The 11,668-nt window shown below is 37.7% G+C and carries 10 protein-coding genes; 5 read left to right on the top strand and 5 right to left on the bottom strand.

Annotated elements, in window-relative coordinates:
• Positions 1 to 204: 204 nt before the first annotated feature.
• The 5 genes from DD829_RS08470 to DD829_RS08450 all read right to left on the bottom strand — a co-directional run bounded on the left by DD829_RS08470 (position 205) and on the right by DD829_RS08450 (position 5,302).
• Positions 205 to 1,401, bottom strand: coding sequence for an efflux RND transporter periplasmic adaptor subunit (locus tag DD829_RS08470; protein ID WP_108411266.1), 1,197 nt, complete (start codon positions 1,399 to 1,401; stop codon positions 205 to 207).
• 30 nt (positions 1,402 to 1,431) lie between these two features.
• Positions 1,432 to 2,703: an ABC transporter permease gene (locus DD829_RS08465; RefSeq protein ID WP_087705869.1), complete on the bottom strand. Its 1,272-nt coding sequence runs from the start codon at positions 2,701 to 2,703 to the stop codon at positions 1,432 to 1,434.
• 127 nt (positions 2,704 to 2,830) lie between these two features.
• Positions 2,831 to 4,060 (bottom strand): ABC transporter permease, encoded by a 1,230-nt coding sequence (locus DD829_RS08460; protein WP_108411578.1) that lies wholly within the window; start codon positions 4,058 to 4,060, stop codon positions 2,831 to 2,833.
• Positions 4,061 to 4,150: 90 nt separating this feature from the next.
• On the bottom strand, positions 4,151 to 4,504 hold the full coding sequence (locus DD829_RS08455; protein ID WP_108411579.1) for a four helix bundle protein: 354 nt from the start codon (positions 4,502 to 4,504) through the stop codon (positions 4,151 to 4,153).
• Positions 4,505 to 4,612: 108 nt separating this feature from the next.
• Entirely contained in the window at positions 4,613 to 5,302 is a 690-nt protein-coding gene (locus DD829_RS08450) for an ABC transporter ATP-binding protein (RefSeq protein ID WP_108411580.1), read from the bottom strand.
• Positions 5,303 to 5,731: 429 nt separating this feature from the next.
• On the opposite strand from DD829_RS08450, the gene DD829_RS08445 reads away from it, so the two are divergent.
• The 5 genes from DD829_RS08445 to DD829_RS08425 all read left to right on the top strand — a co-directional run bounded on the left by DD829_RS08445 (position 5,732) and on the right by DD829_RS08425 (position 11,386).
• Positions 5,732 to 6,706: a ribonucleotide-diphosphate reductase subunit beta gene (locus DD829_RS08445; protein ID WP_076395970.1), complete on the top strand. Its 975-nt coding sequence runs from the start codon at positions 5,732 to 5,734 to the stop codon at positions 6,704 to 6,706.
• A gap of 268 nt (positions 6,707 to 6,974) precedes the next feature.
• The gene (locus tag DD829_RS08440) at positions 6,975 to 8,654 is read left to right on the top strand and encodes a ribonucleoside-diphosphate reductase subunit alpha (RefSeq protein ID WP_256038072.1); all 1,680 of its coding nucleotides are present in this window, start codon (positions 6,975 to 6,977) and stop codon (positions 8,652 to 8,654) included.
• 265 nt (positions 8,655 to 8,919) lie between these two features.
• On the top strand, positions 8,920 to 9,741 hold the full coding sequence (locus DD829_RS08435) for a hypothetical protein (RefSeq protein ID WP_108410354.1): 822 nt from the start codon (positions 8,920 to 8,922) through the stop codon (positions 9,739 to 9,741).
• A gap of 1 nt (position 9,742) precedes the next feature.
• Entirely contained in the window at positions 9,743 to 10,546 is an 804-nt protein-coding gene (locus tag DD829_RS08430) for a hypothetical protein (protein ID WP_108410355.1), read from the top strand.
• A gap of 18 nt (positions 10,547 to 10,564) precedes the next feature.
• Positions 10,565 to 11,386 carry a hypothetical protein gene (locus DD829_RS08425; protein ID WP_108410356.1) on the top strand — a complete coding sequence of 274 codons (822 nt, stop codon included), beginning with the start codon at positions 10,565 to 10,567 and terminating at the stop codon, positions 11,384 to 11,386.
• The last annotated feature ends 282 nt before the right edge of the window (positions 11,387 to 11,668 follow it).

Genomic DNA, 11,668 nt, shown 5'->3' with positions numbered 1-11,668 from the left:
ATTTTAACCTAAGGCATTCTCATAAAGTGTAAAATGGAGAAAAATACGTATTATATATATACATCTTACATCAGACTGCGTTTAGCTATGCTTAAAATTTATAGATGATAGTGACTCGATCCTTTTATATATAATAGTAATAATAAAAAATCCCGAGAAAGTTTCCCGGGATGTACAGTTTAAAAAATTTATAGTGTCAGTTTACTATTTTTTAGCTTTTTCTTTTAGCTCTTCTTTGTCTTTATCGGAAGGATTCCAAACTTTTACGTCTGCATTTTTATCAATTCCTGATAAAATCTGAACATTGATTCCATCACTTGCTCCCAACTTCACATACGCTTTCTTGAATTTACCTTCTTTCTGCTTCACTTCCACGAAAGGAAGATCTTTTCCATTTTTCTTTTCGTACTGTACTAAAGATTCATCCAAAAGCAAAGCGTTTTTCTGAGAGTTCAGAACAATTTCTCCGTTGGCAGAAAACCCAGCTCGGATGTATTCGTTATTGGGATTAAAAACATCTCCTTCAACAGGAAATTTAATTGTACCACTGTTATCTTTTCCTTTAGGTGCAATCATGGTTAATCTTCCCGGAAATGTTTTGTTCTGAAGTGCACCGATCACGATATTCATATCCATCCCCTGCTTTAATTTTCCAGCCTGAGCTTCATCGATTTCTCCCTGAAAGATCAAAGAGTTCAGATCTGCAATGGAACAGATGGTTGTCCCGGCGTTGAATGAGTTGGCTTCGATAACCTGGCTTCCCATTTTCACGGGTACTTCAAGAACGGTTCCTGAAGCTTTTGAACGGATCTGGGTTGTTGCCAAACCTTGTAATTCTGGGGTAGATCCTGTTTTTGCGATCTGCAAAGCTTTCTGAGCGGTCACTAATTGCTGTTGTGCGTTTCTCAAAGCCTGTTGTGTAGAATACAACTGCTGCTGTGCATTCAGAAATTCCTGCTTGGAAGCGACTCCCTGCTTGTAAAGTCTTTCCTGCATTTCAAACTGTTTGCGCATATTATCCACATTCAGTTTTGCATTACTGATCTGAAGTTGCTGATTATTAACATTTTGCTGTGCATTATTAACCTCAGAAAGATTCGGAACGATTCTTACGGTTGCAATTAGCTGCCCCACTTCCACTTTATCTCCTTCGTCTACCAAAATTTTATCTATAATTCCGGCAATATTGGGTTTGATTTCAATTTCTTCTTTAGGAACGATTTTTCCTGTTGCCATCACTTTATCTTCCATATTCTGAACAGACGGTTTTCTGGTAAGGAAAGCCTCACTCTCTTTAGAATTGGACTTTACAAGATACCCGATCCCCGAGAACAGCGCCACTGCAAACAAAAGCCCCAAAATGATATAAATGGCTTTTTTCCAAGTGAATTTCTTTTTCATATATAGTTTATTTTTTTATTTAAATTATTTTTATTCGGTTCTTAAAGCTTCAATTGGTCTGATTTTAACAGCTCTCTGCGCGGGAATCATTCCGATAATTAATCCTAAAACCACCATCACTGCCATCGCAGCAAATACGTTTCCGTAGTTAACTGTAGGATTGTAGAATGGGAAGGAATCCTGTCCTTTTGTGGCTATATCGAGAATCATCAGAACAAAAATCCCGAAAATAAAGCCGAGCAATCCGGAAGAGAGTGTAATGACAACGCTTTCCAGAAGAATCTGGTTTCTTACTTCTGAAGGTTTTGCTCCTAAAGCTCTTCGAATCCCGATTTCTTTGGTTCTTTCTTTTACCGTAATTAAAAGAATGTTGGAAATGGCAATAACTCCGGCAAGAATGGTTAAGGTTCCTACAATAATGGTTAACAACTGCATTCCGGATAAGAAACCCGTCAGTTTTTTAAATTCTTTACCTAAATTAAAACTTCCGAAGGCATTGGTATCATCCGGCGAAACTTTATTTTTGGCCTTAAGCTCCTGTTTTACTTTTTCTTCTACAGAGTTTACATCTACATTCGGTTTGCTTACAATCGCGAACATATCAATGTTATCTGCTGCATTGTACATTTTTGTGTAAGTGGAAAGTGGAATAAAAACCGACTGATCGTTTTCAAAACCTCCGTTTTTTTTGATCCTGAATACTCCGATTACGTTGAAAAAAATGCCTTTAATATTGATTGATTTCCCCAAAGGATTTTCGTTCTTTTTGGAATCGAAAAAGTTCTTGTAAATCTCTTCTCCTATTACCGCTACATTTTTATTTCCGGAAATATCGGCATCGTTGAGATATCTTCCGAAGATCAGTTTTTTTTCTGAAATTTTATTTCCTACCGGATAATCTCCCGTTAAAGAATAGGTTCCGCTTTTTCCATTTCTGGACATTAATTCTCCGGGTGTTCCGGTAAAGCTTCCTCTTGAGTTCTGAGGCGATATATAATCAATGTCGGTGATTTTTCTTTTTAAAATATCGATATCCGAAAGTTTAAGATGCATCTGTCTTCCTTTCGGGAAACCGTCATAAGGAATGGATGTATTCTGCGCCCAAAGGAAAATAGAATTGGTGGCAAAACCTGAAAACAGCTTATCGAAACCATTTTCCATCCCTTTTGCAGCACCCAGCAAACTTACATACAAAAACATACCCCAACCTACTCCAATCATGGTAAGGAAGGTACGAAGCTTATTATTTCTCAAGGAATAATAAATTTCCTGCCAAGTATCTTTTTTAAATATAATGTTCATTTCTTAATGTCAATTTCTTTAATACTATCAATGGTCAATCTCTGCGAATCCATAGTCAATTTTTTTGAGATTAAATTCTCTTGCTAGGCAAATTCCCTATTCATTATTGACCATTCACTTTTTTTCATCATTCCGTTCTCAATGCTTCAATAGGTTTGATTTTTGAGGCTCTGTACGCGGGAACGAATCCTGCAATTAGTCCTGAAAACACCAGTGCAATGAATGCGGCTATGATGTGTCCCCATCCTACACTCGGATTTTTAATGAAGTATTCTTCCAGATTATCTCCGATTAAATATAAAGCCAGAACGCCGAGTCCCACTCCTATTAATCCTGAAATTACGGTAATCACCACACTTTCCTGAACGATAAGCGCAACGATGCTTTTTGGTTTTGCACCAATTGCTTTACGGACTCCTATTTCTTTGGTTCTTTCTTTTACGATGTACACCATGATGTTACTGATCCCGATAATTCCTGCTGCCAAAGTTCCCAATCCGATGAAACCTACAATTCCTGTAAGTACTGCCATGAAAGCAAAAGTGTCGTTCATATTCTGGGCGTTGTTCCAGACTCTGATTCCGTTTTCGTCATCGGGAGCTACATTTTTTCGGGCTTTCAGTCTTGATTTTAATTCGTCCCCATATTTAATTGCCTGTTCCGGAGTTAATTTATCGCTATACGCAATATAATTGATGCTTACGGTGTCTGAGCCTTTTTTCATTTGCTGCAAAGTAGTAATCGGCACGGTAATGTGTCTTTCGTCCCAGTCTCCGCCGTCGTCTGAGAAAACCCCGACCACTTTAAACATGGTTCCGTTGATATTTAGCTCTTTCCCAACCGGGCTTCCGTTTTTTATAAGGTCACGCTGCACCATTCTTCCGATTACGGCAACGTTCTGCTTTCTTTCCAGATCGGTCGGGGTAAGATAGCGACCTTCCAGCATTTTTCGGTTTTCGATGATCTGCTCTTCGGGTTTTGCCCCGTTAATCTGATAATTCCCGCTTTCTTTGCCATATTTTACCAGCAAATTCGAGGTATATCTCGGCGTAGAGCTTCCTACTTTTTCTTTATCAACATTCACCAGAAAATCGTAGTCATCATTATTCATTGTAACGAGACGATCGGATTGCAGACCGTTGTAAGCAATCGTTGTTTTTCCTGTTACAATGGAAATAAGGTTCTGGGCATCTCTCGCAAAACCCTGTGTAAAAGCATTTTGGAGCCCTGTTCCGATTCCGAAAAGAACAATGAAAATAAATAATCCCAAAGCCACAGTAAAGCCGGAAAGTACCGTTCGCAATACATTACTGCGAATGGAACTGAATATTTCCTGCCAACGATCTAAATCGAACATATTTTTTGTTTTTTACTTTGTAAAAGTGAATAGCTTCCCTGTGAATTTTCTCCGAAGTCAATTATTTTATGTCAATTTTTAATTGATTATTCACTTTTTAATCATTCCACTTAATAATATAAATGATGTCTTTATTAATTTTCCAATTTTGTCAAGATCTTCAATTTTTGCATAACTGCTTTCCACAATCATATCAAAACATGAGTCTAATTCTATTACAGATCCTCTTGCTATTTCGAAATATCTTTTTCTTTCCGATTCAGATTTTCTTGAACAGCCTTCCGTAATATTTAAGACTACTGAAGTTGAAGCTCTTCTTATTTGATCTGTTAAATTAAACCTTTCGCTTTCCGGAAGTTTAGGAAGAATTTTATAGCATTCAATCCTTAATTCTCTGGCGGATTTGTAAGCATCAAGATTGTAATGATTCAGATTTAAAAACATTTTCTCTTTTTTTCGTATTCATTTGTGTTGTTTGTTTTTATGTCAATTATCAGTTTTGTCACTCTAAAAAATTCACTTGCGAAGCAAAACTGACCTTTCACTATTCACTTATAAGATAATCTGCTTAATAAACTCATCACTTTCAATAATTCCGTCGCGGAGAATAACATTTCTTTTTGTCTGCGCTGCTACATCGGGTTCGTGGGTAACTACGATGATGGTTCTTCCTTCATTATTAATATCCTGAAGCAGTTTCATAATGTCATGCGTGGTTTTGGAATCCAATGCTCCGGTCGGTTCATCGGCAAGAACCACTTTCGGATTGGTAATCAAAGCTCTTGCGATGGCAACTCTCTGTTTCTGTCCTCCGGAAAGCTCGTTCGGTAAATGATTTGCCCACTGAGCCAACCCTACTTTTTCCAGATATTCCATGGCTTTCTGATTTCGCTCTTTTCGCGGAACATTCTGATAATACAACGGAAGTGCGACATTATCTAAAGCTGTTTTGTAGCCGATAAGATTGAAGGACTGGAAAATAAATCCCAGAAACTTACTTCTGTACTCGGCAGCTTTTACTTCAGACAGATGTTCAATAGGAACTCCGTCCAGCTCATACGTTCCGGAATCTTTTTCATCGAGAATACCAATAATATTAAGAAGTGTGGATTTCCCTGAACCCGAACTTCCCATGATGGATACAAATTCGCCTTCGGAAATCGTAAGATTAATTCCCTTGAGAACGTGCAGCTTACTTTTTCCGGTATCGTATGATTTATGTAAATCCTGAATTACTAACATTAAGCGGTGTATGTTTTTTATACCCAATAAGTAGACAGAATTTTTAATTTGTTACGAATATTGAAAAAATCTTTATTTAATTAATTGTTTAACAGATAAACTCTTTATTCAAAGCACTTTTTATTTTTTTGTTTAATTAAATTCTGCCTATAATCACGTTTTTGTTAACATAATACTTTGTAAGTCAATATTTAAGGGGCTTTCATGTAAATGTGGAAAACTTTTAAGGCTAAAACTCAACGAATTAGTGTTTCGCCCTTTTTATTACAGTTCTTTTTTTCGAACTTTGTACTTGCACAGATCAAAAAATAAATCGCTTCCGTGGTTAATAACTTTCACACATAAGTTACACCAAATCAGAATATTGATTATTTTTTGAACGTTATCCACATTGATCTATTTATTTTAATTTTTTAAGACATTTTTAATATGGGAATTTTTGATAAAAGAGTAAGTTACAAGCCATTTGAATACCCTGAGGTTCTTCAATTTGTAGAGGCAATCAACAAATCGTTCTGGGTACATTCCGAAGTGGACTTTACTGCAGATGTTCAGGATTTTCATTCGCAGTTGGAGCCGCACGAAAAACACGCTGTAAAAAATGCACTTTTAGCCATTGCACAGATTGAGGTGTCTGTAAAGACATTCTGGGGAAATCTGTACACTCACCTTCCAAAGCCTGAGCTGAATGGTTTGGGAGCGACTTTTGCAGAATGCGAATTCCGTCACTCGGAAGCGTATTCCCGATTATTGGAAGTTTTGGGATATAACGATGAGTTCCTTAACGTAGTTGAAATTCCTGCCGTAAAAAGCAGAATTGAATTTTTAGGAAATGCCTTAAGACACGCGAATTCCGCAACGCCGAAAGAATATGTTTCTGCATTGTTGCTTTTCAGTATTCTGGTAGAAAACGTTTCTCTTTTCTCACAATTTGCCATTATTCTTTCTTTCACAAGATTTAAAGGGTTTATGAAAAATGTTTCCAACATCATCGCATGGACTTCCGTAGATGAGCAGATCCATGCCAATGCAGGAATTTTCCTAATCAACAAAATCAGAGAAGAACAGCCAGATCTTTTAACAGACAGCGATATCGAAGATATTTATACTTTGGTTGATGAATCGATCGAAAGAGAAGGTGATATTTTAAGCTGGATCTTTGAACTGGGTGAAATCGACAACGTTTCTAAAGAAGATTTATTAAACTTCATGAAATACCGCGTAGACGACAGTTTAAAGAAGATCAACATGAAAACAAGATACAACGTAACTCCGGAACAGTACAGACCGATGGTTTGGTTCGAAGAGGAAGTTTTCGCCAATTCTATGGACGATTTCTTCGCTAAAAGACCGGTAGATTATACAAAGCACGATAAGAGTATTACTGCGAACGATTTGTTTTAAATTTTAAGTTGATTAAAAGCGCGAGCGAAGCGAGCGTCGAAACAGATAGTATTAGCGTTATGTCATGCTGAGCCTGTCGAAGCATCTAAAAATAATAATTCCTTAATAGTCTTAAATTCTAAACCAAAATCTTAATGGTTAAAATTTAAAATAATTAAGAATAACCAGAAGAGAAAAATTACTGAAAAGATTCTTCGTTCCTCAGAATGACAAAAAATTACAATCAATATAAGTAAACAAAATTCCTGAGCCTTCAAACCGCTCGGGAATTCGAAAATATACAACAACAATGGAAGAACAAAACAACAACATATGGTGGCTCAATGAAGAGTCTGAGCAAATGCTGAACAGAGGTTATTTGCTAAAGGGTGAAACTGTAGACGGAGCCATCGACAGGATTACCACTGCTGCTGCCAAAAGATTATACAAGCCGGAACTTCAGCCTGCTTTCAAGGAAATGATCACGAAAGGATGGATCAGTTTCTCATCTCCTGTTTGGGCAAATATGGGAACACAGAGAGGTCTTCCTATTTCGTGTTTCAACGTTCACATTCCGGACAGCATTGAGGGAATTACCCACAAAATGGGCGAAGTCATCATGCAGACCAAAATCGGAGGCGGAACTTCAGGATATTTCGGGGAACTTCGTAACAGAGGAACTGCGGTTACCGACAATGGAAAATCTTCGGGAGCGGTTTCTTTCATGAAGCTTTTTGATACAGCAATGGACGTTGTTTCTCAGGGTGGCGTAAGAAGAGGGGCTTTTGCAGCTTATTTAGACATCGACCACGGAGATATTGAAGAATTTTTGTCCATCAAAGACATCGGAAGTCCGATCCAGAATTTATTTACGGGAGTTTGCGTTCCGGATTACTGGATGCAGGATATGATCGATGGCGATATGGAAAAGCGTAAAGTCTGGGCAAGAGTACTGGAAAGCCGCCAGCAAAAAGGGCTTCCTTATATTTTCTTTACGGATAACGTTAACAGAAATAAACCACAGGTTTACAAAGACTTAGGACTTACTGTAAATGCAAGTAATCTTTGTTCTGAAATCATGCTTCCTTCTACAAGAGAAGAGTCTTTCATCTGCTGTTTATCTTCCATGAACTTAGAATTGTATGATGAATGGAAAGATACAGACGCGGTGAAATTAGCGATCTACTTTCTGGATGCTGTTTTATCTGAATTTATCGACAAAACGGAAGGAAATTATTATCTTCAGGGCGCAAGAAACTTCGCAATGCGTCACAGAGCGCTTGGTTTAGGAGTTTTAGGATATCATTCTTACCTTCAGAAAAACATGATTCCTTTTGAAAGTTTTGAGGCTACACAATTTAATGCAAGAGCGTTCAGAAGAATTAAAGAACAGGCAGAACAGGCTTCAAGAGAGCTTGCCAATATTTACGGAGAGCCGGAATTGCTGAAAGGTTACGGATTAAGAAATACGACAACCATGGCTATTGCGCCTACAACGTCAAGTTCGGCGATTTTAGGACAGACTTCTCCGGGAATCGAACCGTTTGCTTCGAATTATTATAAAGCAGGTCTTGCGAAAGGAAACTTCATGCGTAAGAATAAATATCTTGCAAAATTACTGGAGGAAAAAGGGCTTGATAACGAAGAAACGTGGAGAACGATCATGTTGAATCACGGTTCGGTACAACATTTGAAGGAGTTAACGGATGAAGAGAAAGCAGTGTTTAAAACATTCAAGGAAATCTCTCCGATGGAGATTATTTCTCAGGCAGCCCAAAGACAACAATACATTGATCAGGCGCAGTCTCTGAATCTGCAGATCCCTTCTACAATGCCGGTAAAAGATGTGAACTATCTTTATATCGAAGCATGGAAAAAAGGCGTAAAAACCCTTTATTATCAAAGAAGTTCTTCTGTTTCTAAAGAAATGATGGTAAATTTTGTTACCTGCACGGCTTGTGAAGCATAAGGTTCTCAAATAATAAACATTACATATTCACCCGCACGCTTTTTTAAGCGTGCTTTTTTATGTTAAGAAAAAATTAATATTGTATTAAATTCATAATCTGTTATAAAATATGCTGTATAATCTGCCATGAATAAAGGAAATATGTAAAGACTATTCTTTATAGATAAATATTCCTGATTACAGCGTTGATTTTCAATTGACAGTAAAATATATTTTTTTCATACATTTGCAAAAAATAACACAAAAATTATTTCAAACAAATGCTATGAGGAAATATTTTAAAGCGAATGGGATTATTGTATTAATTCTATTCACTTCTTTTCAGTCTAATGCTCAGGTAAAAATTTCAAATTCCTCCGGAACAGTTAATTCTGAAAGTATTTTACAACTTGAAAATTCATCCAACAACAAAGGTTTCCTGCTTACCAGAATTGCTCTTCAGTCCACCACATTAGCGGCTCCGATGAGTGCTCATGTTTCGGGAATGATTGTGTACAACACCGCGACGGCAGGAACTTCTCCTAACAACGTTACTCCCGGATTATATTACAATACAGGAACAGGCTGGGTAAAATTATCCACAAAAACACCCAAAGTAGGAGACATTAAAAACGGATTTCAAACCGCTGATCATAAGGGATGGTATCTTCTTAACGGCAGAGCGATAAGTACTTTATCTGCCAATCCCAGAGCAAGAGCAACTGCTTTAGGCTTTACTGTCAATCTGCCTGATGCTACGGACCGTTTTCTTAAAAACACAAGCGGAACAGACAATCTTGCAGCGGCATCGGGAAGCGATACTTTTACTTTAACGCAGGCTAATTTACCCAATGTGAATTTCACAGGAGTAACCAATACTACAGGAAATCATACGCATACGTATACAGACAATCCTTTAAATTCTACAACAAACGGTGTCGTATCAGGAACCAACAATCCGATTTCTGATAATTCCAGTGTAAATGATACCACGACTACAGATGGCAATCATACCCACACATTAAGTTTTACGCTGGGAAGCAGCCAGCCTGTAGCTTTACAGCCAAACAACATCGTTACTAATGTATTTATTTATCTAGGAAGTTAATATGAAAGCTAAATTTTTATACCCTTATATCGCATTATTTTTTTTCACCGCTCATAAAGCACAAGTTGGAATAGGAATAAATAATCCTTCCAGCTCTGCTGTTTTAGAGCTGAGCAGTACCAATAAAGGTCTTCTTATGAATAGCGTAGCCTTAACATCAACAATCTCTGCTACCCCTTTTGGAAGCAATGTAGAAGGAATGTGGGTTTACAATACAGCAACTGCCGGAACAGCTCCCAATAATGTAATTCCGGGATTATATTACAACGACGGAACAAAGTGGGTACTGATGTCTACCAACAATGATCTTCCTAAAGTAGGAGATATAAAATCCAGCATGGCAACTGCAGATCATGACGGATGGTATCTGCTGAACGGACGTACTGTTTCTACTTTACCGGCAGTAAGCCAGACCAATGCGGTCGCTTTAGGCTTCAGCACTACCCTTCCTAGTTCAAATGACCGAATTTTAAAGGGCAAAAATACATCCGAAGCCATCGCTGCAACGGGAGGAAGCAATTCTTATTCCATTGCACAGGCTAATCTTCCCAATGTAAATATTACAGGAACTACGGCATCTTCAGGAGCGCATACTCACAGCTATACCAATCGAGGAGTCAACTACTGGAACTATAATGCGGGAAGCATCAATACTACAAGAACAATTGATACGGAAACAAGGACTACCGCAGCCGCAGGAGATCACAGTCATACTATTTCTGTTGCGAGTGGTGGAACGAATACGCCGATCACGCAATATCCAAAACATTTGGTTGTACAGTATTTTATTTATCTCGGAAAATAACACAAATAATTTTAAATAATGAAAAAATTAATTTTCGCTGTCATACTGACTTCTGTCGCTTCTTCTTCTGATGCCCAGGTTTTAATCACCAACGGAACCTCCGGCAATCCAACCCCGAATCCCAATGCACAGCTTGAACTTTATTCTCAAAATAACAATAAAGGCCTTTTGATGCCGAAAGTCTCACTGGTAACAACAGACAATCCGAGTCCGTTACCGGGTCATATTGCAGGAATGACGGTTTATAACACCAATACTTCCACAGCAACCACTCTTACAAGTGTAACCCCGGGAATTTATTACAATGACGGAACATCATGGAATAAAATGGAAGTACAGACTCCTACTGTAGGAGATATAAAATACAGCAGTGTGGTAACCGATCATGACGGATGGTATCTTCTGGACGGAAGAGCAATTTCCACCTTATCTGTTTCTGCGCAATCTGCTGCATCCTCATTAGGTTTTTCATCATCACTTCCCAACAGTGCAGACAGATATCTGAAAGCAAAATCAGCTTCTGAGACCTTAGGAGCCGCGGGTGGAAACACATCAGTTGTACTTACACAGGCAAACCTTCCGAATGTTACTTATAATGCAACAACTTCAAGCACCGGAGCTCATAACCACACTTATAACGACAGAGCCAGCGGAACGGTAAACAGTGTTGAGGCAGGAAGTACCAAAACGGTTGTGGATAATGATTCTACTACTTCTACCACCTCATCGGCAGGAGCACATACCCATACATTCTCGGTTTTTACAGGAGGATCCGGTACACCGCTTAATCTTCAGCCAAAATATTTATCTGCCTATATTTTTGTTTATTTAGGACAGTAGATTACGCAACATTTAGCTTAGAAAATAATACGGCTAAAGAAGAAATAAATCCATTTTTGCATAAGCTGTAAAATGAACTTTTTAAACCTGTAAAAATTTTAATATAATTTTAACATTCGAATGTAAAAATATGTATCCCATCGTAATCATCTGTAAACATTGAAAATAATTCATTTTCAATCCCCAATTGGTGAATCAAATTACTGTATCTCTGTACTTTGATTATTTTTTAAAATAAAATTTTAGTATCTTTGCGAATATTTTTAATGATCAGTCATAAAG

The sequence above is a fragment of the Chryseobacterium sp. HMWF035 genome (assembly GCF_003094695.1).
GTDB lineage: Bacteria > Bacteroidota > Bacteroidia > Flavobacteriales > Weeksellaceae > Chryseobacterium > Chryseobacterium gambrini.
The sequence above is the reverse complement of the archived record's forward strand: the minus strand, read 5'-3'. Positions and strand labels throughout refer to the sequence as shown.